A 23,672-nucleotide genomic window follows, 5' to 3' on the forward strand; every position below is an offset into this window, starting at 1 on the left:
GGCGCCCGCCGCCGGCACCCGTAGTTTGACCGGACGCTCGCCCCCCGCGCCCGCTCCATGTCCGCCGTTTACGAAGGCTCCCTCGTCTCGCCGTCCGGCGCCCGCTACGCGATCGCCGCCGGCCGGTTCAACGACGCCATCACGCGGCGCCTGCTCGACGGCGCCCTCGACGCCTTCGCCCGCCACGGGGCCGACCCCGACGCCGTCGACGTCGCGTGGTGCCCGGGCGCCTACGAGATCCCGCTCGTGGCCCAGGCGCTGGCCGAGACCGAGCGGTACGACGCCGTCGTGTGCCTCGGCGCCGTGATCCGCGGCGCTACGGCCCACTTCGACTTTGTCGCGGGCGGGGCGGCCAGCGGGTGCCAGCAGGTGGCGCTCGACACCGGCGTACCCGTCCTGTTCGGCGTGCTTACCGTCGACACCATCGAGCAGGCGTGGGAGCGGGCCGGCACGAAGGCCGGCAACAAGGGGGCCGAGGCCGCCGCCGCCGCCATCGAGATGGTCTCGCTCCGGTCGCGCATCGCCGCCGGCCCGGACGCCTGAGCCCCCGCCGCGCCCGCCGACCGCTACGCGACCCCGCCCCGCCCCGCCCATGCGGCTCCCGCTCGCGTTCGCGCTCGCCGTCCTCGCCCTCGTGTCCTCGGCCGCCGCCCAGGACGGCTGGCGCGCCTACCCCGCCTTCAACGAGGTGACGGCCGTGGCCTCGGCGCCCGACGGCGTGTGGGCCGGGACGTCGGCCGGCGTGTTCTTCTACGGCGTCCCCGACGGCGAGATCGCGACGTACACGCCGGTTGGGGCGCTCCGCGGCGGCCCGCTCGGGGCTCTCGCCTACGACGCCGGGCGGGGCGCGCTGTGGGTGGGCTACGAGGACGGCCTCCTCGAACGGCTGGACGCCGAGACCGGCGACGTTGCCTCGTTTTTCGACCTCACGCGGGCCGACCAGTACGCCGCGCGGGGCGTCCGCCAGATCCGCGTGGCCGGCGACGTGCTCTACCTCGCCACCGACTTTGGCGTCGTCGTGTTCGACGCCGCCGCCGGCCGCGTCCTCAGCACGTACGACCGGATCGGGACGCTCGGCGCGGGGACGCCGGTCAACGACGTGGTCGAGGCGCCCCGCCCGGACGGCGGACCGGGGCTGTGGGTGGCCGCCGAGGGCGGGGCGTTCTACGCCGACCGGACCGGCCCCAACCTCCAGGCGCCGGGGGCGTGGGCGCGGGCCGATGGGTTCGAGGGCGAGGCGCTCTCGCTCGCGCTCCTCGACGGCGCGCTCTACGCCGGCGGCGGACCGGCCGGCGCGCGCGACCTGTACCGCGCGACGGCGTCCGGCCCGTGGGAGCGGCTCCTGTTCGTGGACAACCCCGTGGGCGACCTGGCCGCCGACGGCGGCCGCCTCCTCGCCGTGTCGCCGGCGTTCCTCTACGTCGTCCAGCCCGGGCTCCCGACGCGCCGCTACGCGGCCCCCGAGGTGACGGCGCTCCGCGCCGTCGCGGTCGGCCCCGAGGGCGGGGCGTGGGCCGGCGACGCCGCGCTCGGCCTGTTCCGCGTCCCGCTCGCCGAGGGCGACGGGATCGTGGCCTACGAGCCCCAGCGCGTGCTCCCGCCCGGTCCGTTCACGAACAACATCACGGGCATCGACGTGGGGCGGGGCGGCGTGCTGTGGGCGTCGACGGCGCGGCTCGCGGCGGCCAACACGGCGGCCGTCAGCCGGCTGGAGGGCGGGGTGTGGACGGATTACCTCACGCGCGACCCCGCCCTCGACATCGCCCGGACCGACTTCCGCGCTGCGTCCGTGGGGCCGGACGGCGCGTTCTACGCCGGCGCCGAGGGCGACGGCCTCACCGTGTTCACCGAGGACGGCGTGCCGACGACGTACCGCGAGGGCAACTCGTCGCTCCTGGCGGCGACCGGGGCGCCGGGCTACCTCGTGGTCCCCGACGTCGCGTTCGAGGGCGACCGCCGGTGGGTCCTCAACCAGTTCACGCCCCGCCCACTCCACCTGTTCGCCGCCGACGGCGCGTGGGCGGGGCTGCCGTACCCGGCCGGCATCCCGTCGTCGGCGTTCCCGGTCCGCCTCGCGGTCGACCAGAGCGGGTACAAGTGGCTGGCCCTGGGCGGGAGCGGCCTCGCCGTCTGGGACACGGGCGCCGACCCGGCCGACCCGCGCGACGACCGGGCCGTGCGCTACACGCCGGCGACCAGCGACCTCCCCGCCCCGACCGTCACCGACGTGGCCGTCGACGGCCGCGGCCGCGTTTGGGTCGGGACCGAGCGCGGCGTGGCGACGGTGGCCTTCCCCGACGCCGCCTTCGGGGGCGACCCCGGCCTCTCGCGGCTCGTCATCGCCGACGGCGCCGACTTCTTCCTCCGCGACGTGGCCGTCAACGACCTCGAAGTCGACCCCTCCGGCCGGGTGTGGATCGCGACGACGTCCGGGGCCTTCCTGGTCAACGAGGCCGGCAACGACGTGGCCCGCGAGGTGACGGCGGCCGCGAGCCCGCTCCCCTCCGACGACGTCCTCGCCATCGCCGTCGACCCCCGCTCGGGCCGCGTGTTCATGACCACGGCCGAGGGCCTGTTCAGCGTCGCCGGCGACGCGACGCTCCCGGTCCCCAACTCGGACGGCCTCCGCGCCTCGCCGAACCCGTTCCGCCCCGCCCAGTCCGCCGACGGCGTCCTCGTGACGGGCTTGGCCGGCGCCACGTCGGACGTCCGCGTGATGACCGTGGCCGGCGACGTGGTGTGGGCCGGCGAGGTCTCGGGCGGGGCGTTCCGCTGGGACGGCCGCGACCAGCGGACGGGCCGGCCGGCCCCGTCGGGCGTCTACCTCGTGGCGGCGGCCGCCGAAGACGGGGAGACGGTCTACGGCAAGGTGGCCGTCATCCGGTAGCCGCCCCGCCCGCTGGGTCCGCTCTGCGGGCGGGGTGGGGGAGCCGGGCGGGGCGGGCCTTCAACCATTTTCAACCGCCCGCGTCTGGCGCCCCGTTCCGGCGCGCGTAGTTTGGGCTCCCCGTGCCTGCACGGACACGGCGGCTATAGCTCAGTTGGTTAGAGCGCCTGGTTGTGGTCCAGGAGGTCGTGGGTTCAATTCCCACTAGTCGCCCCGCGGCCTGTGCCGCTGCCCTCTGCGGGCACCCCGCCGCGTTCATCTAGGGGTCTAGGATGCCACCCTTTCACGGTGGTCACACGGGTTCAAATCCCGTACGCGGTACCCCGCGCCGCCGGCGGGGGCAGAGGGGCGGGGCGGCTCAGGCCGCGAGCGAGTGCACCTCGCCGTTCCAGTCGGCCGCGAACCGGAGGAACCCGTCCAGCGTCGCCGGCAGCTCGGCCAGGCGCACGAGGCCCATCGACCACGAGGGGAACAGGCGGCCCGGACCCACCTCGACGTGCGAGGCGCCGACGACGTCGGCGAGGGGACCGCGCGCGAGGACCTCGACTTCGGTGTGACGCGGGTCGCCGTCGATCAGCTGGAGCAGCGTGCCGAGCGCCTCCTCCGGCCCCTCCAGCCACTGCACGAACTCGCCCGGCGCGCCGGGGATGACCTCCATGTGTCCCCGCAGCAGGAGGCCCGTCACGTCGAGCCGCCGGTTCCGGCGCTGCGCGGCCTCGATGATATCGTTGAGGCCGGAGGCGAGGAGGCCGGGACGTTCGAGCGAGCGGTATAGGAGGGCGTGCATGCGAGCTTAACGAGGCGCCCCCGCCGAGAGTCCCCCCCTGCCCCCGCTCAGGCCGTCGCCTAGGCCGTCGTAGTGGCCGCCCGTACACCGGCCCGGACAGCCAAGAGCAGGGCGACGGGGAAGAACGGGGCGGGGAGGGTCTGCGGCAGGCCCGTCCACGCCAGGACCACGAGCACCGTCACGGCCGCCGCGGCGCCAAAGTAGACGCGCCACGCTCTCCGCCCCGCCCCGCCCACCGCGAGCGCCACGGCGGCCAGGAGGTGCGTCGGCCACGCCCAGAGCACGTTGAGGTTCGGCCCCGTCACCTGGTGGTCCGTGGCGGTCCACAGGAGGAACCCTACGAGGCCGGCGAAGCCGACGGCTCCGAAGAGCACCGTGTCGCCCCACCGCCCCGCCCGGCCGTGCGCGCGCCACCCGCCGACGGCCGTCGCGCCCAGCCCGAGCGCGAGGACGCCCCACCCCGCCCACGTCGGCACGGGCGGGGCGGGGCGGGGGAGGCCGGCGCCGGGCACCCAGAACAGCGTGTCGCGCGAGGCCACGAGCGGGCGGCCCCCGACCGTCGCGCGGTCGAGCTGTGCGGCCAGTTCGAGGGGCAGGAACGCCTCCTCGCGGGCCGAGGCGACCTGATCGGTCGGCAGCCCGAGCCCGAAGTTCGCGCCGGTCCCCACCGTGGGCGCGCCGGCCCAGTAGGGGCGGAGGAGCGCGCGGAACGTCTGCGGCCGCTCGGCCGGCGGCAGCGCGAGCCCAGGCGTCCCGGCCGCGACGAGGGCCGAGTCGACGTTGTCGAGGAGCCGCGTCGAGCAGTTGTCCCAGAAAAAGTCGTAGCGGTACGCCCGGTTCTGGGGCAGCGCGTTCTCTTCTAGGCGAGCGTAGAGCGCACGCGCGGCCTCGGGCGAAAGCCGCAGCCGCTGCTCGATGATCGGACGTTCTTCGAGCTGGTACTGCTGGAGCACCGCCCAGAACGGGGCCGTGTCGAGCACGTAGTCGAGCCGGCCGCCGAGAAAGCGGAGGACGAAAAACGACTGCTCAAAGTCGAACGTCCCAAAGTTGTACGTCTGGTCGATGCCGGCCGCGTCGTCGCGGATGCGGAGCGCGCTGTGCCCGAACAGGCTGTAGACCTGGCGCCCGGGGAGCATGGTCAGCATCGAGACCTGGACCGAGTCCGAGAGCCCGGGCGCGAACGCGGACGGCGCCGGCGCCACGCCGTACGGGACGGCCGCGGGCGGGGCGGCGGGCTGCGCGCCGAGCGGGGCGGCGAGCACGAGCACGAGGGCCACGAGGCCGGCGAGACGGGCGGGGGGACGCATGGCGCCAAGCTACCGCGTGCCTCGCCGCCGCCCCGCCCTCAGGCGCCCGGCCGTGCGGTGCGGGCGCCCCGCGTCGACCGCTCGTAGCGGAAGGCCTCCAGGTCCTCCGGCGCGTCGACCGTCTCGACCGCCCCGCCGCAGTCGCGGCAGCGGAAGACGACGGCCGAGGGCCGCGGGTGCGTTCCGGTCGCAAAGCGCATGGCGCCGAGCGCCCCGTAGAGCCGCTCGGCCTCGACGCGCGGGTGCTCGCGGTCGTGGCCGCACCCACACGCGCTCCCGCTCGCCGCGAGGGCGGGGCGGGGTGGGGCCGGCGCCCGCTCGCGCTCGCGGACCCGGAGCCGGCGGACCGCCTCGGCCGCCTGCCGCCCTTCGGCCTCGTCGTCGCGCGCGGTCCACAAGGCCACGGCCTGGTCGAGCGACCACGGTCCGCCGCCCCACACGGCGAACACGGCGAGGAGCGCCAGCACGAGCGCCGCGAACGCGAACGACTGGTCCGCCACGCCCGACGGGAGGTGGAGGAGCGCGGCGCCGGCGAGGACCGGGATCTGGACGAGCGCGGCGAGCCGCGTCAGCAGGCCGGCCGCCAGCAGGAGGCCGCCGCAGACGTGGGCGAGGCCGACGTAGTTGAGGACCACGAGCGACCCCAGCGTCTCCTGGCTCGGCCCGGGCACGAGGCTGAGGTACGCGCTCGGGTCCGCGAGGAACACGACGCCGCGGACGAAGAGGCCGGCGCCGAGGTACACGCGGACGACGTCGAGGGCGCGCCCGCGGTGGGCGTCGGCCCAGGTGGCGAGGGAGTCTGTCATGAACGTATGGAGAACGTGCCCATCTCCTTAGAGACCTAGTGCCTATTGGTTCCGGCTCGTGTCCGATCCGCCGCAGGAAGAGGACGACGACAGGACATTCCTGAGCCTCCGCCCGCCCACCGCGCGGGGCGGACCCGGCGGGCGGGGTGGCCGGGCCGCCCGCCCGGTAGCTTGCCGCCGCTCCCCGCCCCGCCCATGACCCGCCGCGAGAAAGCCGCCGCCGTCCTCGACCGCCTCCGCGCCGACATCCCGGCGCCCGAGACGGAGCTCCGGTACCGGACCGAGTTCGAGCTCCTGGTCGCCGTGATCCTCTCCGCGCAGTGCACGGACAAACGCGTCAACCTCGTCACGCCGGCCCTGTTCGAGGCCTACCCCGACGCCGCGGCGATGGCCGAGGCCGAGGCCGACGAGATCTTCCCCTACATCCGGTCGGTGTCGTACCCGAACAACAAGGCGAAGGCGCTCGCCAAGACGGCCCGGATGCTCCGCGACGACTACGGCGGCGAGGTCCCGCGCGAGCACGCCGAGCTGGTCAAGCTGGCCGGCGTCGGGCGGAAGACGGCGAACGTGGTCGTGGCCGTCGCCTTCGACGAGCCGGCGATTGCCGTCGATACGCACGTGTTCCGGGTCTCGAACCGGATCGGGCTCGTCAAGGACCGGCCGACGCCGCTGGCTGTCGAGAAGGGGCTCCGCCGGGTGATCCCGCGCGACGCGTGGGGCGAGGCCCACCACCTCCTCATCCTGCACGGCCGCTACACCTGCGAGGCGCGCGCGCCCAAGTGCGGCCGCTGCCCGCTCGTCGGCCAACCCGACGGCCCCGACCTCTGCGACTACTACGCCGCGCTGGAGCGCCTCCCCGCCCCGCTCGACGGCCTTGACCCGAAGCGCGGCCGCTACTACTCAAAGACGGCCCGCCGCTACTTCGACGAGCCGGCCACAAAAACCGACCGCGCCGGCGTCGAACAAATCGCTGACCCGTGGACGGGCTCGATGAGCGTGTTCGACACGAAGACGGGCCGGACGACGAAGCGCGTCAAGGACTACCGGGTTTGAGAGGGTGAAGAGTGAAGCGGACTGGGTGCGCCAGATTTGTTCCGCCCCGCCCCTTTCAGGCGTGGGCGGGGCGGTAAGAGCAAGGCCGCCGTCGACTGGAAGCGGCGGCAGTCGCCCTCCTGGACACCGCGCAGCGTCGGCGCAGCCAAGAGGGGCTAGGGGTGGTGGATGACACGAGCAGGGCAGTCCTGAACAGCGCCGCCCCGCCCGCCGCCGCCCCGCCCGACGGCGGGCGGGGTGGTCGTGGGTGGCGAGACGGGTCGAACCACCGCCCCGCTCGGCGTCAGGCCACGCCGTTGCATGCAACGGCGCTACCGGGGCGGGGCGGTCGGATCTTGCCGCTCGCCGCTCGCCGCTCGCCGCTCGCCGCTCGCCGGTTCTGGACGGGCGGGGTGGGCATCTTCCGCCTTCCGCCTTCCGCCTTCCGCCTTCCGCCTTCCGCCTTCCGCCTTCCGCCGTGTCCCTCCTCTCCGACTTCAAGGCGTTCGCGCTCCGCGGCAACCTCGTCGACCTCGCCATCGGGTTCACGGTCGGCGCCGCGTTCACGACCGTCGCCGAGTCGCTGGTCGACGACCTCATCATGCCGCCGCTGGGCCTGATCCTGGGCAACACCGACTTTTCGGACTACTACCTCCTGCTCCGTGCCGGCGAGGCCGCCCCGCCCCCGTACGAGACGCTGGAGGCGGCTCAGGCCGCCGGCGCGGTCACGTTCAACTACGGCGCGTTCCTGACGAGCCTGCTCACGTTCCTCGTCGTGGCCGTCGCCGTGTTCGTGCTCGTCCGCCTCGTGAAGCGGGCGGGCGACGCGGTCGAGGACGAGTTCGGCGAGCCCGACACGCCGGACACGCCGGACACCAAGAAGTGCGCGTACTGCCGCGAGAACGTGCCGTACCAGGCCAGCCGGTGCCCCAACTGCACGTCGTTCCTGGGCACGGACGGCGGCCCGCTCACGCCCGACGCCGCGGTCCTCCCCGCCGGCGCGGGCGGGGCGGCGTGACGGGGGATGAGGGATGAGGGATGAGGGATGAGGGATGAGGGATCGCGCGGGCGGGGCGGCCCTCGAAAAGTTCCGGCCGTTTTCCGCCCCGCCCCGTGGCTCCCCGCCCCGCCCGCCGTCATCTTCGCCCGTACCCCGTACCCCGTACCCCGTACCCCGTACCCCGTACCCCGTACCGCCCGTGCCGAACAAACACCTGCTCCTCATCCTCGACGGCTACGGCATCGCCGAGGACCCGTCCGTCTCCGCCGTCGACGCCGCCGAGACGCCGTTCCTGGACGACCTCTTCGCGCGCGCGCCGCACTCGACGCTCGAAGCGAGCGGCCGGGCCGTCGGGCTGCCGCCGGGGCAGATGGGGAACTCTGAGGTCGGCCACATGAACCTGGGGGCCGGGCGCGTCGTGGACCAGGACATCACGCGGATCGACAAGGCCGTCGAGGACGGGTCGCTGGCCGAGAACGCCGTGCTCCGCGCGGCTGTCCAGCACGCGCTCGCGAACGGGACCAAGCTCCACCTGATGGGGCTCGTCTCGACGGGCGGGGTCCACTCGCACCTCGCGCACCTGCTCGCGCTCCTCGACCTGGCGGCGAAGGAGGGGCTGAAGCCGGAGTGCGTCGTCGTCCACGCGTTCACGGACGGGCGCGACACGGACCCCGAGGGCGGGGCGGGGTACGTCCGCCAGATCCAGGACGGCATCGCGTCAGCCGGCGTCGGCGTCGTCGGGTCGGTCGTGGGGCGGTACTGGGCGATGGACCGCGACAAACGCTGGGAGCGGACGGAGAAGGCGTACCGCCTGCTGACCGAGGGCGCGGGCGCAGCCTACGCCGACCCCGTGGCGTACCTCGAGCGGAGCTACGCCGACGGCGTCACGGACGAGTTCGTCGAGCCGGGCGCGCTCGCGGGTCCCGACGGGCGGGGCGGGGCGCAGACCGCCGGGGCGGGCACGCGCATCGAGAGCGGCGACGCCGTCGTCTACTTCAACTTCCGGTCCGACCGCGGGCGCCAACTCACGCAGGCGCTCACCGACCCCGACTTCGACGGGTTCGACCGCGGCCCGCGCCTCGACCTCCACGTCGCCACGATGACGGCGTACAGCGCCGACTTCGGCGTGCCGGTCGCGTTCGAGAAGGCGAACCTCGCGGACACGTTGGGCGAGGTCGTCTCGCGCGCCGGCCTCACGCAGCTCCGCGCGGCCGAGACCGAGAAGTACCCGCACGTCACGTTCTTCTTCAACGGCGGCCGCGAGGTCCAATACGACGGCGAGAGCCGGATCCTGGTCCCCAGCCCGAAGGTGGCGACGTACGATCTCCAGCCCGAGATGAGCGCGCCCGAGCTGTCCGAGCGCGTGGCCGCCGCGATCCGCGACGAGGCGCCGGACCTCGTGGTCCTCAACTTTGCCAACCCCGACATGGTCGGCCACACGGGCGTGTTCGAGGCCGCCGTCGCCGCCGTCGAGGCCGCCGACGCCGCGGCGCGCGTGGTCGTCGAGGCGGCCGCCGAGCGCGGCTACACGGTCGAGATTATCGCCGACCACGGCAACGCGGACAAGATGCGCAACGCGGACGGCTCGCCCAACACGGCGCACACGACGGCGCTCGTCCCGCACCTCATCCTGCGCTCCGGCTTCGACGGCCCGATCCGCCCCGGCAAGCTGGGCGACGTGGCCCCGACGATCCTCGACCTCATGGGCGTCGAGGCGCCGCCGGCCATGACGGGGACGTCGCTGGTGGGGGAGGGGGCGTAGCGGCCCGGGGAAGGGGCAAGGGGGAAGCGGCAAGAGCGTGCGCCGCCCCGCCCTCGCCCGCGGCGGGCGGGGTGGTCGTTGGGGGCGGGACGGTGGAGTCAGCCGCTCCGTTTTCCAGCCGGCGCCACCCCGCCCCGCCGCCGCCCCGCGCGACCTGAGGACCGCCCCGCCCCGGCATGCGCAACCTGCGGGCCGCCCCGCCCGTCTCGCGCCACCCCGCCCGACGGCCGCGCACGACGGGCGGGGCGGCGTCTGCCCGTCCCTCTCTCCCCGTTCCCCGTGCCCGTCGCCGACTACGAGATCCCGTTCCTGCACCCGCTCCTCGTGCACTTCCCGCTCGTCCTCGTGCTCCTGGGCGGGGCGGCGGCTGGGCTGTACCTGCTCCTCGGGCGCGGCGTGTGGCGCCGCGCGGCGCTCGCACTCTTCGTGCTCGGCGCCGGCTCGGCGTGGGCCGCCGCCGAGACGGGGCACGCGCTCTACGACGCCGTCGAGGGCGACCCCGTCGTCGAGGCCATCGTCGGCCACCACCAGAACGCGGCCGCGTGGACCGTGTGGACGTCGGCGCTCGCGGCGGCCGTGTTCGCCGCGCTCTCGGTCGCCGCCGTCCTGCGCCGGGCGCCCGCCCCGCCCGACGACGAGGCCGCCCCGCCCCGCCGCCGGTGGTGGCCGGAGCGGGGCGGCGACCGGCAGGCTCGTCGTCCGCGGCGCGAGCCGCTGTGGGGGCGCGTGCTGGGTGCGGTCCCAGCTGTCGTGGCGGCCGCGCTGGTCGCGTACACGGCGCACCTCGGCGGGCTCATGGTGTGGGGCGTGCCGCGTTGAGCGGGGCGGCGACCGCCCCGCCCGGCGAGGACACCAAACGCAGAGGAGCCGGCGACCCGAAGGCCGCCGGCTCCACACCGTCGGGGCGGGGTGGCTAGCGCGCCACCGTCACGCGCTGCGTGTGGACCTCCCCGCCCGCCACGAGGCGGACGACGTAGACGCCGCTCGGGAGCGCGCCCGCGTTGAGCGCCGCCCGGTGGCGGCCCGGCGCGAGCGTCGCGTCGACGAGCTGCGAGACCTCGCGGCCGAGCAGGTCGAACACGGACACCGTGACCGCCCCGCCCTCGGGGAGCGCGAAGGCCACCGCCCCGCCTGTGCCGACCGGATTGGCCCCGGCAAGCGTCAGCTCGACCTCCGCCGGGAGGTCGGCGCGGACGGCGGCGAGGAGCGCGGCGAGGTCGCCCCCGGCCGTGCGAGCGTTCGGGCTGTAGCCCGTGCGCCCAAAGACCTGGTCCTCGCTGACGTAGACGACCGCCGAGACCACGCGGCCCAGGACGCCCGCGACCGGCGTGCCGACCGGGGCCGCGCCTTCGACGAGCGCGATCGCGCCCGGACCGTCCGGGATCACGCCCGCCGGAAGGTCGACGTCGCCGTTCTGGGTCGCGAAGACCAGCCGCTCGTCGACCGTGGCGTCCGGGCTCGTCGAGTACGTCACGGTCTCGGTGAACGGGTTGAACGTCACGAACGAGCACGTCGAGAGGTCGACCGGCTCGTCCGCCCCGCTCAGGAGCTCTGCGAACTCGCCGAACGTCGCGTCCGTCCCGTCGGCGTCGAAGTCGCCGAACCCGAGCGGGGAGGAGACCGAGCAGGCCGCGGCCTGCGCGCCGCCGCCGAGGGCGAGGCCGACGAGCACCGGGTCGTGGTCCGACGCCCGGAACGGGGTCGGCTCGTAAAAGCGCGGGTCGTTGAAGTCCGTGTCGTAGTCGAGGAGGTCGGGCTCGTCGGCGTTGATGTGCCAGACCGTCGCGCCCGTCACCTGCTCCGCGAGCGGGAGCGAGGCGAAGGCGTAGTCGAGGGTCCCGAACTCGGCCCCGAACAGGTACGAGTAGGCGAACTCGCCCTGGGCGCGCTCGACGAGGTCGACGTAGTCGTCGGCCGTCCCGAGCTCGCCGTCGGCGCCGGCGCGGAGGGCGTCGATCGGGTCCTCCTCGTCGTAGGCGTTGAAGTCGCCCACGATGAGGACGTCGGCGTCGCCGGAGCCCGTCGGGTCGCCGGCCAGCCACCGGGCGAGCTCGCGGGCCGCGACCGTCCGCGTCCCGTTGCAGGCGCCCTGGAGCGGGTCGTCGTTGCCGGCCCCGCACGAGCCGCCCTTCGAGCGGAGGTGGACCACGGCGACCGTGAACACGCCGTCCGCGTCGGTGAACGTCTGGGCCACGACCGGCCGGTTCTTCTGGTTCTCCGACCCGCCCGGCGGCTTGGTGAACGCCGGGTCGTCGAGGACGGCCACGTCGCCGATGGGCGTCACGCGGGCGGGGCGGTAGACGATGCCCGACCGGATAAAGTCGGTCCCCGTTACGCCCGTCTCGACGTAGGCGTAGGCCTCCCCGCCCTCGGCGGCGTTGAGCGCGTCGACGAGGTCGTCGAGCGCCGAGAGCTCGCCGGCCTCGTCGTTCTCGACCTCGATGACGCCCACGACGGCGGCGTCGAGCCCGCGGATGGCGGCCACGATCTTGGCCGTCTGGCGCGCGAGCTCTTCGGGGTTGTCGGCCCCGCGCGACGTGGGGAAGCCGCCGCCCTGGCCGTCGCCGTTGAAGTAGTTGAGCACGTTGAACGAGGCCACGCGGACCGCCCCGCCCACGCTCTCGGGCTGCTCCGGGCGCGGGTTCGTCACCGTGAACCCGGCCGGCGCCGTCGGCTGGAGGCGGTAGAGCCCGAACCGGAAGTCGATCACGCCGGCCGCGTCCTGGACGATGTCGCCACCGCGGAAGCGGTTCGTAAGCGTGAACGGCTGCCCGTTGGGGTGGCGCGGCACATCGGCGTTCTGGATCGCACGGCCGTCGTCGAGCGTGATCACGCGGAGCGCGTTCTCGGCGTCGACCTCGGCGGCCTCGGGACCGGGGTCGAGGAAGGCCGTCGGCTGGAAGAGCCGGTCGCGGCCGTCGCGCGGCAGCGCGAGCACAACCTCGCCAAAGCGGTCGAAGTTGAAGTAGTCCGAGATGGCGAGCTCCTGCGGGAGCACCGCGCCCATCCCCTCGAACCGTTCGAGCGCCGCCCCGCCCGCGAGCGGGAGCGTAACGGCCGCCGGCGTCGGCTGGGCCGCCGTCCCGACGACGGCGACCTCGGTCACGGACCCGACCTGGGTGAGCTCGAAAAACTCGCCGGCCGTGCCCGTCACGCGGACCACGTCGCCGGCCGAGACGTCGGGGACCGGCACCGAGGCGTCGCCGGTAAAGACGAACAGGCCCTCGGACGTGGCCGGGTCGCTGTCGGCGTCGGCGTCCTCCTCTTGGAGGTAGAACCCGCCCAGGTCGAAGGCGTCGCCGTCGTCGGGCTGGAAGTCGCCCACGACGACCGCCTCGACCGTCACCGTCCGCCCGTCGAGCGGCGTCGCCGCCCCGCTCCCCTGGACGTCGTGGATGAACGTGAGGAGGATGGCGCCCGGGGCCGTCGACGGGCAGTTCGTGGCGTCCTCGGCGTTGGCCGCGCCGGGCGACCCGCAGCGCGGCGCGAAGTCGGCCGCGTTGTCGTCGGTGTCGGCGCCGTCGGGGAGCCGCGAAAGGGCCACGAAGTCGGCGTCGCCCGGGTCCGTCCCCGCCCCGCTCCCCTCGGTAAAGCCGGGGACCGAGCCCTCGTAGCTGAGCGCGTCGACGACCGCCCCGCCCCCGGCGAGCCGGAGGGCGACGGCGTCGGGCGCCCCGTTCTGGATCAGGTTCGTGCTCGGGTCGACGTCGAGGTCGCAGTTGGCGACGGTCTCCGCGTTGGCGCAGACGACGAAAAACTCGCCCGGGAGGAGGTCCGTGGCGGGCAGCCCAATCGTCTTGTAGACCGCCGCGCCGCCGTCGTTGCCGTTGACGAGGACGAGCTCGTAGGCGCCCAGGCTCGCGGCGGCCGCGCCGCCGTTGAACAGCTCGACGTACTCGGCGGCGTCGGTCCCCGGCTGGTCGTAGTCGACCTCGTTAACGACGAGACGCGGCTCGCCCGACGGGGGCGGCGGGCCGTCGCCGCCGAGGAGCACCTGGCCCTCGTTGAGCGACCCGAACGACGACGCGGTCGGGCCGACCCAGGCGAAGTCGCCGTAGGTCGAGCCCGTCCCGATGAGCTGGAGGCTCTCGCCGATGGGCGTCGACGGCGCCTCGGACACGCCGATGTCCGTGCTCGTGAGGCCCGCCGCCGGCCCGTCCGCGGCGGTCAACGTGCCCTCGTAGGACAGAAACTGGACGACCGCGCCGTCCGCGTCGACGAGCGCGATCGCGTCGGGCGCCCCGTTCTGGATCCCGTTCGACCCGTACTCGACGGCGACGACTCCCGCCCCGTCGCGCTCGTTCGGGATGGCGCCGCCGACGACGGTCGTCGAGTAGGCCGAGCTGTTCGAGCCATTGTAGAGGACGAGCGTCCACCCGGCGAGGTTGGTCCCGGCCGGGCCGGCGACCTCGATCGTCTCGCCGACGTCGGTGCTGGCGTTGTCGTAGTGGATCTCGTTGATGAACACGGCCTGCGCCTGGGCAGAGCCGAGGCCGAGCGTGCCGGCGAGGAGGAGGAGGCGAGCGAGAGGAGCCAGGCGCATGGGCGGACGCGGGGGCGGGGTGGGAGAGAGGCCCAAGCCTACTCACAGCGCGCGCGTTCCGCCGCCCCAACTGGGTGTTCCTTCTGTAACCGCCCCGCCCGCGCGCGTGGCGCCTCCGGCTTACGGCCGCCCCGCCCCGCCCGCGACCAGCCGCTCGTAGAAATCCAGCGTGCGCCGCGCGACGGCGGCCCACGAAAAGTGCTCGACCACGCGCTGCCGCCCCGCCCGGCCCATCGCCTCGGCGCGGGCGGGGTGGGCGAGGAGGTCGCGGATGGCCGCGGCGAGGTCGCGGGCAAAGCGGTCGGGGTCGCGCGGCTCGGCGCTGTCGGCGTGGGCGTCGAGGGGCACGAGCACGCCGGTCTCGCCGTCGACCACGATGCCGGGGATGCCGCCCACGGCCGAGGCCACGACGGCTGTCTCGCACGCCATGGCCTCCAGGTTGATGATCCCGAACGGCTCGTAGACCGACGGGCACACGAACACGGCGGCCCCGGCGTAGAGGGCGATCGTCGTCTCGCGCGGGAGCATCTGGTCGATCCAGACGACGTCCGGCACGTGCGCGCGCGCCGCCTCGACGGCCGCCGCCATCTCGGCGCCGATCTCGGGCGTATCCGGCGCCCCGGCCGCGAGCACGACCTGCGTGTCGCTCGGCAGGTGCCGGAGCGCGCGGACGAGGTGGACGATCCCCTTCTGCCGCGTCACGCGCCCGACGAACAGCACGTACGGCCGCTCCGGGTCGACCCCGTGCTCGCGGAGCAGGGCGGGGCGGTGGACCGGCCGGTACTCGTCCGGGTCGATCCCGTTAGGGATCGTCTCGACGGCCGCCCCGCCCACGTCGTACAGGCTTTCCACGTCGGCCTTCATGGCGTCCGAAACCGCGATCACGCCGTCGGCCGCGGCGTAGGCCGCGCGCTCGATCCACGACGACACGTCGTAGGCCGACCCCAGCTGCTCGCGCTTCCACGGCCGGTGTGGCTCGAACGAGTGCGTGGTCAGCACCAGCTTCGCGCCCACGAGCGGGGCGGCGAGGCACCCGGCGAGGTGCGCGTACCACGTGTGCGCGTGGACCACGTCGGCGCCCTCGGGCACGCGCCCCGCCATCACGAGGTCGCGGCCGAGCGCGTCGAACAGCTTGCCGTGCCGCCCCGCCCCGCCCGCCGCCCCGCCCCCGAGGCCGGGCGGGGCGGCTACGCCGCGGACGTGGAGGCTCCCATCGTCGACGTCCTGCTCGCCGAACGCGAGAACGTCGACGCGGTGCGCGCTGTCGTCCAGCCGCGCCAGCTCGCGCGCCAGGTACTCGACGTGGACGCCGGCGCCGCCGTAGACGTGGGGCGGGTACTCGTTGGTGAGGAGGCAGACGTGCATGGGCGGACCCAGGGGGCGGGGCGGGGTGGTCGGTGCAAGATGCACCACCCCGCCCGGGGCTCCCCCCGCTCCCTGCCCATCGCTGTGCTCAGGGACAGTCCGAGCGCCCGCTGAGCCGAGGCGATGGGCGCTCGGACGGGGGGAGCGGGGCGGGGCGGCCCGCGCGGTGTAGCGCCATAGCATGCTACGGCGCTACAGGATGGCACCCACCGAGGGCGGGGCGGCTAGCCGTGCGTCCTCTTCTCACGCGCCCGCGCCGCCCTCTTCGCCGTCGCCTCCGGCAGGGCGGTGTTCTAGGCCGACGTCGCCGCCGCCGTCCGCCCCGCCCCCTCGTGCTCCAGCACGAGGACGCCCAGCGGCGGCAGCGTGAGGACAACCGACGCCGGGCGCCCGTGCGCCGGGACGGGCGTCGACTCGACGCCGCCCAGGTTGCCCACCCCGCCGCCGCCGTAGGTCTCGGCGTCCGAGTTCAGGCGCTCGGTCCAGCGCCCTTCCTCCGGCACGCCGATCCGGTAGTTGTCGCGGGGGACCGGCGTCGCGTTGAGGACGAACAGGAGTTGCTCGCCGCCCCGCCCCGTACGCAGGTAGCTCACGACGCTGTTCTCGCGGTCGCCGAAGTCGACCCACTCGAACCCGCCGGGCTCGTCCTGCCAGAGGGCGGGGTGGTCGCGGTAGAGCGCGAACGCGTCCTCGACCCAGCGCTGGACGCCGGCGTGGAGCGGCTGCTCAGACTGGGACCAGTCGAGGGCGTGGTCGTGGCTCCACTCGCCGCGCTGGCCCCACTCCTGGCCCATGAACAGGAGCTTTTTGCCCGGGTGCCCAACCTGGTGGCCGTAGAGGAGGCGGAGGTTGGCCGCCTTCTGCCAGTCGTCGCCGGGCATCTTCCCCCACAGCGAGCCCTTGCCGTGGACGACCTCGTCGTGCGAGAGCGGGAGCGCGTAGTGCTCGGCGTGGGCGTAGACGAGCGGGAAGGTCAGGTTGTGGTGGTGGTACGTCCGGTTGACCGGGTCCTCCTCGAAGTAGGCCAGCGTGTCGTGCATCCAGCCCATGTTCCACTTGTAGAGGAAGCCGAGCCCGCCGTTGAACGTGGGCTGCGAGACGCCGGGCCACGCCGTCGACTCCTCGGCGACGGTCATGGCCGTCGGGTTGTGGGCGAACACCTCCTCGTTGACCGTCTTGAGAAAGTCGATGGCCTCGAAGTTTTCGCGGCCCCCGTGCGCGTTCGGCGTCCACTCGGTCCGCGAGTAGTCGCGGTAGAGCATGGACGCCACGGCGTCGAAGCGGAGCCCGTCGATGTGGTACGCCTCGACCCAGTGCCGCGCCGACGACAGCAGAAAGTTGCGGACGCCGGGCTTGGCGTAGTCGAACACGTACGTCCCCCAGTCCGGGTGCACGCGCATCCGCTCGTCGCCGTACTCGTAGAGCGGCGTCCCGTCGAAGTGGACGAGGCTCTGCGGGTCGGCCGCAAAGTGGGCCGGCACCCAGTCCAGCAGCACGCCGATCCCGCGCCGGTGCAGCGTGTCGACGAGGGTTGCGAAATCCTCGGGCGAGCCGTAGCGGAACGTGGGCGCGAAAAAGCCGGCCACTTGGTAGCCCCACGACCCGTAGTACGGGTGCTCCATGACGGGCATCAGCTCGACGTGCGTAAAGCCCAGCCGCTCGACGTGGTCGGCCAGCGGCTCCGCGATCTCGCGGTAGCCCAGGCTCTCGCCGTGCGCCTTGTGCTGCCATGACCCGAGGTGGACCTCGTAGATCGAGACGGGCTCGTTCAGCGTCTCCGGCCCCTTCCGCGTGCGCATCCACTCGTCGTCCGACCAGTCGAAGTCCAGCGTCGTCACGACCGACGCGAGCCCGGCCACCCCGCTCCCGCCGTCGGCCGGCGGCTCCAGGGCGAAGGCGTACGGGTCCGTCTTGTCGGCCACGTAGCCCTCGCGCGCGACGCGGTACTTGTAGCGGGCGCCCGGCTTGGCGCCGCGCACGAACGCGCTCCACAGCCCGCCGCCGACCTCCTTGAGCGGGTGGGCGCCGGGGTCCCAATCGTTGAACTCGCCCACGACGGCGACGTAGTCGGCGTGGGGCGCCCAGGTCGCGAACCACGTCCCGGTCTTGTTGGGGTGGGCGCCGAGGCGGGTCTGGGCGTCGGACATCCGGCCGCTGTCCCAGCGGGCGACGTCGTCTTTGGTGAGCTTGGGCATGGGCGGGGCAGTGGGTCGGTAAGTCGGTCAGTCAGTGGGCCAGTCCAGCGGGCGGGGCGATGGTCCTGGCAACCGCCCCGCCCTCGGCGGCCATCGGGTAGGGACACCATGCATGGTGTCCGTACGGGCGGGGTGGGCGAGGGGTGCTGCCACCCCGCCCAGGCGCGGCACCGTAGGGGCGACCGGCGGACGGGCGCGGCGGCAGAGGAAAAGAGCGGGGCCACCCCGCCCCGCTCGGGCGGATCCGGCGGGCGGGGCGGGGCGGCTAAGCGCCCGGGTCCGCGAGCAGCCGGCGGAAACCGGCGAGCGGGACGGGCGCCCAGTCGGGGCGGTTGTTGAGCTCGTAGCGGACCTCGTAGGCCGCCTTCTGGACGAGGTACGCCCACAGCAGGTCGGCCCGCGCTGCCGCCGGCGGGCGGAAGGCGGCGTCGCCGGCGGCGTGGTCGTAGGCGTCGAGGAAGGTGCGTTCGGCGGCCTGCGTGAGCGCGTCGGCCCAGACGGTGACCTCGGCGGCCGTGTCCGCGTCGTCGTCGCGGCGGCGGAGCGCCGTCTGCACGGCGTAGCCGAACGAGCGGAGCATGCCGGCCACGTCGCGGAGTGCGTCGTCGCGGCGGCGGCGCTCGGCGAGGAGCCGGGCCGGCTCGCCCTCGAAGTCGAGGACGTAGAACTCGTCGGCCGCGCGCAGCGTCTGGCCCAGGTGGTAGTCGCCGTGGACGCGGATCTGCTCGCCACGCCGCGCCGGGTCGCCCGCCCCGCCCAGGCGCCCGGCGGCGCGGTTCCAATCGTCGGGGGCGGGGCGGTCGAGGTCGGCGTCTGAAGCGTCGAGCAACTCGCGCGTCTGCGCCAGTTCCGTCCGCGTGCGGTCCACGAACCGCTGGGCGTCCTCGGCCTGGGCGGGGCGGGGCGCGACGTCGGCGCCCTCGCCGCTTGCGAGCGCCTCGTGGAGCTCGGCCGTGCGGACGCCCAGCGTCCGGGCCGCCTCCAAGAGCTCCGGCGCCGTATCGTCGAACCACGCCGCCCACGCGCCGGCGTCGTCGGCTGGGGGCGGGGCGGTCCCGGCGAGGCGGCCGAGCGTCTGCCCGGCCTTGTCGACGGCGTAGGCGAACCCGTCCTCGGCCGGCGCAACGGCCTCCTGGACGATCGCCATCGCCGCCGGCTGCGCCCCCGCGCCCTGGTACGTCGCCGTGCCGAGCACGCGCGGCACGAACCGGACGCCGGTTCGGCTGAGCTCTGTGAGCAGCTCGACCTCGGGGTTCGTCCCCGACTCCAGCCGCCGGTACAGCTTGACGAACAGCGCGTCGCCGCGGTCGGTCGTCACGATCGCGGCCGAGTTGGACTGCTCGCCCGTCAGCGGCGTGGCCTCGACGGCCTTGGCGTTCTTCAGCTCGTCGGCCACTTCGCCGGCGTAGAGGCCCAGGAGCGAGCGGCCCTTGCCGCCCCGCCCGAGCCACGTGACCAGGTCGCGCCAGAAGTCCGGCCCGACGGTCGCGTCGTAGAGGAGGGCGCGGCCCTTCGGCCCCTCGACCCAGGCGACGGCCGCCCGGGGCCGCTCGTCGAGCACGCGCTGGGCCGCGTCGCCCGAGACCGTCGACAGCGGGAGCAGGTAGCGCTCGCGGTGCGCCCCGCCCTCGCCGCCGACGGCGATCTGGACGAGCGCGAGGTAGGTCACGTCGTGGCCCGCCCCGCCCGACGCGCGGGCCATGCGCACGGCGTCCTCGACGCGCGCGGCGCCCGTCCGCTCGCCCTTCGACCCGAACCACCGCTGGCCCTGGAGAAAGTCGGCGAGCCGGCCTTCCAGCACCTCGACGGCCCGCTTGTCCGACATCGTCCGCACGAGCAGGTTCTCGACGCCCTCGGCCACGCGGAGCGTGGGGAGGTCGTCGGGCGCCGCCCCGCTGGCTGCGCCGACCTGGCGGTTCTCGCGCTCGGTCGCGGGCGGGGTGGTCTCGGCCGGTGTGAGGGCGAACCAGAAGAAGCCGTACGGCCCGAGCGGGAGGTGGTACGGCTGGTCGCCGACGACCGGGAAGCGCGACCGGCTAAACAGCTCGACGGGCTCCAGCCCCGCCCAGTCCGCGTCGGGCGGCAGCATCGCCGACTGCGCGAACCGCGACAGGTTGGCGACGACCAGGACGCGCTCGCCCTCCCACTCGCGCTCGAACGCGAGCACCGCCTGGTTCTCGACGTCGAGCACGCGGAACCCACCCCGCCCGAACGTCTTGCCGTGCTGGCTGCGCACGGCCAGGAGCCGCCGCATCACGTGGAGGAGCGAGTGCGGGTCGGCCTCGGCGTCCTCGGCGTTCACGAACTCGTAGGAGTACGGCCCGCGGTCGATGGCCGGCATAAAGAGCCGGTGGTGCGGCGCCCGGCTAAAGCCGCCGTTCTTGTCCGGGCTCCACTGCATCGGCGTGCGGACCCCGTTGCGGTCGCCCAGGAACGGGTCGTCGCCCATCCCGATCTCGTCGCCGTAGTAGAGGACGGGGCTGCCGGGGAGCGACAGGAGCAGCGCGTTGAGCAGTTCGATCTGCCGGCGGTCGCCGCCCAGGAGCGGGGCGAGCCGCCGCCGGATGCCGACGTTGATGCGGAACCGGGCGTCGGCCGCGTACTCGTGGTTCATGTAGTCGCGCTCCTCGTCCGTCACCATCTCGAGCGTGAGCTCGTCGTGGTTGCGGAGGAACGTGGCCCACTGCGCGCCCTCGGGGATGTCGGCCGTGAGCTCGAGCATCTCGACGAGCGGCCGGCGGCTCTCGCGGCGGAGCGCCATGTACATTCGCGGCATGATGGGGAAGTTGAACGACATCTGCACGCCCCGCCCGCCCGCGAAGTAGGGGAGCGTGTCCTCGGGCCACTGGTTGGCCTCGGCGAGCAGGACCTTGCCCGGCCCGAACCGCTCCTCGATGGCCTGCCGCAGCTCGACGATGTAGTCGATGGTCTCGGGCAGGTTCTCGCAGCTCGTCCCCTCGCGCTCGAACAGGTACGGCACGGCGTCGAGCCGGAGCCCGTCGACCCCGAGGTCGAACCAGAAGGCCATGACCTCCTTCATCTCCTCGCGGACCGCCGGGTTGTCGTAGTTGAGGTCCGGCTGGTGCGAGAAAAAGCGGTGCCAAAAATACTTGCCCGCCTTCGCGTCCCAGGTCCAGTTCGAGACCTCGGTGTCGGTGAAGATGATCCGCGCCTCGCTGTACTTGTCCGTCGTGTCGCTCCAGACGTACCAGTCATGCTTGTCGCTGTTCGGGTCCCGCGCCTCCTGGAACCACGGGTGCTGATCGGACGTGTGGTTCAGCACCAGCTCCGTCACGACGCGCATGCCCCGCCCGTGTGCGTCGTCCAGGAACGCCTTAAAGTCGTCGAGATCCCCGTGCACCGGGAGAACCGTGAAGTAGTCGGCCGTGTCGTAGCCGTCGTCGCGGAGCGGGCTCTGCAAAAAGGGCAGCAGCCAGAGCGTGTTGACGCCCAGCCGTTCGAGGTACGGGAGCTTCTCCCTCAGCCCCGCGAAGTCGCCGTAGCCGTCGTCGTTCGAGTCGAAAAAGGACCGGACGTGGAGCTCGTAGATGACGGCGTCGCGGTACCAGGAGGGGTCGGTGAGGAAGTCGGAGGGCACGGGCAGTGGGTCGGTGAGTCGGTCGGTCAGCGGGGCGGAGGGCGGTCGGCCACCCCGCCCCCGCTCGTTCGGGCGGGGCGGCGTAGCGGCGCTGTACGCAACGCCGTCTGGCTGTCTGGGTGGGGCGGAGGGAAAGGGCGGGGCGGTCGCCGGAAAGAACGGCGGTCGGCGGCTGGCCGCCCCGCCCCGCCCTACTCCAGCGTCTCCACGCGGAAAATGTGGGCGGGCTGTTCGTGCGGGCGGAGCTCGACGAAGTTCGCCGCGCCCTGCCACGTAAACGACTGCCCCCCGAGAAGATCACGGACGCGGAACGGCCGGTCGGCCGGCAGCCCCAGCGCCTCCAGGTCGAGCGTCACCCACCCCGCCTGCGCGTCGCGGTAGTCCAGGTTGACGACCGTCAGGATGAGGTTGTCCGGGGGCGGGGTGGCGCCGTCGCCCGCCCCGCCCGCGTCGGGTGCGGGCGCGTCTCCGCGGTCCTCGACCTGGAACGGCGCCTGCTTCGAGAACGCCAGCAGGTGCGCGTTGTCGGTCTCGTGGAACCGGACGTTCCGCATGTGCTGGAGCGCCGGGTTCTCGCGGCGGATCCGGTTGATCCGCTTCATGAGCGGCTGGAGGCTCGACGCATCGTTCCAGTCCCACGTCCGCACCTCGTACTTCTCGCTGTCGAGGTACTCCTCGCGGTCCGGGTGCTGGCGACCGTCGACGTGCTCGAAGGGCGGGCCGTAGACGCCGTAGGCCGACGAGAACGTGGCGGCCAACACCAGCCGCGCGGTGTGGGCGGGGCGGCCGCCGTCGCGCAACTCGTCCGTCAAGATGTCCGGCGTGTTGGGCCAGACGTTCGGGCGGTAGACCTCGGCGACGTCCGTCTGGAACAGCTCGCGACCGTACTCGACGAGCTCCTCCTTCGTCGTCCGCCACGTGAAGTAGGTGTAGGAGTTGTTGAAGCCGCGCTTGGCGAGCCCATACATCGTCTTCGGCTTCGTGAACGCCTCGGCCAAGAACACGAGGTCCGGGTGCTCGTGGCGGAGCGTGCCCAGGCACCACTCCCAGAACGCGAGCGGCTTCGTGTGCGGGTTGTCCACGCGGAAGACGCGGACGCCCTCGCCGATCCAGAACTCGAACACGGACCGGAGCTCGGCCCAGAGCGCGCGCCAGTCATCGGACTCGAAGTCGATGGGGTAGATGTCCTGGTACTTTTTGGGCGGGTTCTCGGCGTAGCGGATCGTCCCGTCGGGCCGGTGACGGAACCACTCCGGGTGCTCGGTCACGTAGGGGTGGTCGGGCGAGGTCTGGAAGGCGATGTCGAGCGCGACCTTCAGGTCCAGCGCCTCCGCCTTCTTTACGAACCGGCGGAACGCGTCGAGGCCGCCCAGTTCGGCGAGCACGCTTTTGTGGCCGCCGTCCGCCCCGCCCACGGCCCACGGGCTGCCGACCTCGCCGGGCTCGGCCGTGGGCGCGTTGTCCTTCCCCTTGCGGAACGTCTCGCCGATGGGCGAGATGGGGGGGAGGTAGACCACGTCGAACCCGCGCTCCGCGATCAGCGGCAGGCGCTCGGCTGCGTCGTCCAGCGTCCCGTGGACGGGCTCGCCGTCCGGCCCGGGGTCGGCCGCCGAGCGCGGGAAGAACTCGTACCACGCCGCGAACCGCGCCCACTCGGGGTCCACGCGGACGCCCAGCCAGTCGCTCTCGACCGCGCCGACGGCCGGGTCGTGCTCGGCGGCGAGCCGCAGGACCTCGGGCTCCAGCGCCGCCTCGACCTCTCCGCCCTTGAACCGCTTGATGACGCCGTCCAGCGCCCCGCCCTCGTTCCGGGCGTCGAGCAGCGCCGCCCCGTCCAGCAGCTCGGACTCCAGCTCCGCCCGCCCCGCCCCGCCCTCGACGCGGCGGCGGAACTGGTCCTGCCAGGTCCCGAACGTGTCCAGCCACGCGCGGACGCGGTAGCGGTAGGCGCCGAGCTCGGTGCAGGCGAAGTCGGCCACGTACTCGTCGTTGTAGCGGAGCCGCATGGGCGCCGTTTGCACCGCCCCGCCTGCGGCGTCCGCGTGCCCGTCGTAGGCCCACTCCAGGACCGCCGCCACCTTTTCGTGTCCGTCCACGACCACGCCGGCCACGACCTCGACGCGCTCGCCCTGCGCCCGGGCTACGGGGAACCGGCCGCCGTCGACGCGGGGCGACAGCGTTTCGAGCGCCACGCGCGTCCACGCCTCGGGCTCGGGGCTCGGCGGGCTCCACGCGAGCGAGGGCTCGGCCGTCGCGCCGGCTTGGGCGGGCGGGGCGGGGTCGGCAGCGGGCGGCATCGGCGAGAGGGGCGGGTGGGGGAGGGGCGCCTTGTTCTTATCGGCGCCGGCCCGCAAGGGTCCGCCCGAGGCGGCCGTCTGCGTCGAGAGCCG

The 23,672-nt window shown here is 73.9% G+C and carries 14 protein-coding genes and 2 tRNA genes; 8 read left to right on the plus strand and 8 right to left on the minus strand.

Features of this window, described 5'->3' with window-relative positions:
- Positions 1 to 57: 57 nt before the first annotated feature.
- The 4 genes from ribH (at position 58) to RM540_RS03200 (ending at position 3,208) form a co-directional block, all read left to right on the plus strand.
- A complete protein-coding gene (gene ribH, locus RM540_RS03185; protein ID WP_311662061.1) occupies positions 58 to 543 on the plus strand; it encodes a 6,7-dimethyl-8-ribityllumazine synthase in 486 nt (161 codons plus the stop codon).
- A gap of 49 nt (positions 544 to 592) precedes the next feature.
- On the plus strand, positions 593 to 2,887 hold the full coding sequence (gene porZ / locus RM540_RS03190) for a type IX secretion system anionic LPS delivery protein PorZ (RefSeq protein ID WP_311662063.1): 2,295 nt from the start codon (positions 593 to 595) through the stop codon (positions 2,885 to 2,887).
- A 139-nt stretch (positions 2,888 to 3,026) separates the two neighbouring features.
- A tRNA-His gene (locus tag RM540_RS03195) sits at positions 3,027 to 3,100 on the plus strand.
- Between the two features lie 35 nt (positions 3,101 to 3,135).
- Positions 3,136 to 3,208 (plus strand) — tRNA-Glu (locus RM540_RS03200).
- Positions 3,209 to 3,245: 37 nt separating this feature from the next.
- Here the strand turns inward: RM540_RS03200 and RM540_RS03205 are convergent.
- From RM540_RS03205 to RM540_RS03215, 3 genes are read right to left on the minus strand one after another with little or no spacing between them, the layout of a single operon-like run.
- The gene (locus RM540_RS03205) at positions 3,246 to 3,674 is read right to left on the minus strand and encodes a BLUF domain-containing protein (protein ID WP_311662065.1); all 429 of its coding nucleotides are present in this window, start codon (positions 3,672 to 3,674) and stop codon (positions 3,246 to 3,248) included.
- A gap of 59 nt (positions 3,675 to 3,733) precedes the next feature.
- Positions 3,734 to 4,981 carry an Lnb N-terminal periplasmic domain-containing protein gene (locus RM540_RS03210; protein WP_311662067.1) on the minus strand — a complete coding sequence of 416 codons (1,248 nt, stop codon included), beginning with the start codon at positions 4,979 to 4,981 and terminating at the stop codon, positions 3,734 to 3,736.
- Between the two features lie 38 nt (positions 4,982 to 5,019).
- Positions 5,020 to 5,787, minus strand: coding sequence for a DoxX family membrane protein (locus RM540_RS03215; RefSeq protein ID WP_311662069.1), 768 nt, complete (start codon positions 5,785 to 5,787; stop codon positions 5,020 to 5,022).
- Positions 5,788 to 5,982: 195 nt separating this feature from the next.
- On the opposite strand from RM540_RS03215, the gene nth reads away from it, so the two are divergent.
- From nth to RM540_RS03235, 4 genes are all read left to right on the plus strand, one after another.
- Positions 5,983 to 6,840 carry an endonuclease III gene (gene nth / locus RM540_RS03220; protein WP_311662071.1) on the plus strand — a complete coding sequence of 286 codons (858 nt, stop codon included), beginning with the start codon at positions 5,983 to 5,985 and terminating at the stop codon, positions 6,838 to 6,840.
- A gap of 457 nt (positions 6,841 to 7,297) precedes the next feature.
- Complete coding sequence (gene mscL, locus RM540_RS03225; RefSeq protein WP_311662073.1) at positions 7,298 to 7,837, plus strand: large conductance mechanosensitive channel protein MscL; 540 nt, start codon at positions 7,298 to 7,300, stop codon at positions 7,835 to 7,837.
- Positions 7,838 to 8,018: 181 nt separating this feature from the next.
- Entirely contained in the window at positions 8,019 to 9,581 is a 1,563-nt protein-coding gene (gene gpmI / locus RM540_RS03230; RefSeq protein ID WP_311662075.1) for a 2,3-bisphosphoglycerate-independent phosphoglycerate mutase, read from the plus strand.
- 279 nt (positions 9,582 to 9,860) lie between these two features.
- Positions 9,861 to 10,400, plus strand: a complete 540-nt coding sequence (locus RM540_RS03235; protein ID WP_311662077.1) for a DUF2231 domain-containing protein — start codon at positions 9,861 to 9,863, stop codon at positions 10,398 to 10,400.
- 94 nt (positions 10,401 to 10,494) lie between these two features.
- Here RM540_RS03235 and RM540_RS03240 read toward each other — a convergent pair whose 3' ends face one another.
- From RM540_RS03240 to RM540_RS03260, 5 genes are all read right to left on the minus strand, one after another.
- Positions 10,495 to 14,124, minus strand: coding sequence for an ExeM/NucH family extracellular endonuclease (locus tag RM540_RS03240; protein ID WP_311662079.1), 3,630 nt, complete (start codon positions 14,122 to 14,124; stop codon positions 10,495 to 10,497).
- A 120-nt stretch (positions 14,125 to 14,244) separates the two neighbouring features.
- Positions 14,245 to 15,489 (minus strand): glycogen synthase, encoded by a 1,245-nt coding sequence (gene glgA / locus RM540_RS03245; protein WP_311662081.1) that lies wholly within the window; start codon positions 15,487 to 15,489, stop codon positions 14,245 to 14,247.
- Between the two features lie 293 nt (positions 15,490 to 15,782).
- On the minus strand, positions 15,783 to 17,684 hold the full coding sequence (gene glgB, locus RM540_RS03250; protein ID WP_311662083.1) for a 1,4-alpha-glucan branching protein GlgB: 1,902 nt from the start codon (positions 17,682 to 17,684) through the stop codon (positions 15,783 to 15,785).
- Positions 17,685 to 17,949: 265 nt separating this feature from the next.
- Entirely contained in the window at positions 17,950 to 21,282 is a 3,333-nt protein-coding gene (gene treS / locus RM540_RS03255; RefSeq protein ID WP_311662085.1) for a maltose alpha-D-glucosyltransferase, read from the minus strand.
- A 191-nt stretch (positions 21,283 to 21,473) separates the two neighbouring features.
- Positions 21,474 to 23,579, minus strand: a complete 2,106-nt coding sequence (locus tag RM540_RS03260) for a maltotransferase domain-containing protein (RefSeq protein WP_311662087.1) — start codon at positions 23,577 to 23,579, stop codon at positions 21,474 to 21,476.
- Positions 23,580 to 23,672 lie beyond the last annotated feature (93 nt).

It is taken from the genome of Rubrivirga litoralis (assembly GCF_031846415.1).
Classification (GTDB): Bacteria; Bacteroidota; Rhodothermia; order Rhodothermales; family Rubricoccaceae; genus Rubrivirga; species Rubrivirga litoralis.

Excerpts from the sequence above, each read along its gene's own strand:
- ribH (WP_311662061.1), top strand. The coding sequence starts at position 58 with ATGTCCGCCGTTTACGAAGGCTCCCTCGTCTCGCCGTCCGGCGCCCGC.
- porZ (WP_311662063.1), top strand. The coding sequence starts at position 593 with ATGCGGCTCCCGCTCGCGTTCGCGCTCGCCGTCCTCGCCCTCGTGTCC.
- RM540_RS03205 (WP_311662065.1), bottom strand. The coding sequence starts at position 3,674 with ATGCACGCCCTCCTATACCGCTCGCTCGAACGTCCCGGCCTCCTCGCC.
- RM540_RS03210 (WP_311662067.1), bottom strand. The coding sequence starts at position 4,981 with ATGCGTCCCCCCGCCCGTCTCGCCGGCCTCGTGGCCCTCGTGCTCGTG.
- RM540_RS03215 (WP_311662069.1), bottom strand. The coding sequence starts at position 5,787 with ATGACAGACTCCCTCGCCACCTGGGCCGACGCCCACCGCGGGCGCGCC.
- nth (WP_311662071.1), top strand. The coding sequence starts at position 5,983 with ATGACCCGCCGCGAGAAAGCCGCCGCCGTCCTCGACCGCCTCCGCGCC.
- RM540_RS03240 (WP_311662079.1), bottom strand. The coding sequence starts at position 14,124 with ATGCGCCTGGCTCCTCTCGCTCGCCTCCTCCTCCTCGCCGGCACGCTC.
- glgA (WP_311662081.1), bottom strand. The coding sequence starts at position 15,489 with ATGCACGTCTGCCTCCTCACCAACGAGTACCCGCCCCACGTCTACGGC.
- glgB (WP_311662083.1), bottom strand. The coding sequence starts at position 17,684 with ATGCCCAAGCTCACCAAAGACGACGTCGCCCGCTGGGACAGCGGCCGG.
- RM540_RS03260 (WP_311662087.1), bottom strand. The coding sequence starts at position 23,579 with ATGCCGCCCGCTGCCGACCCCGCCCCGCCCGCCCAAGCCGGCGCGACG.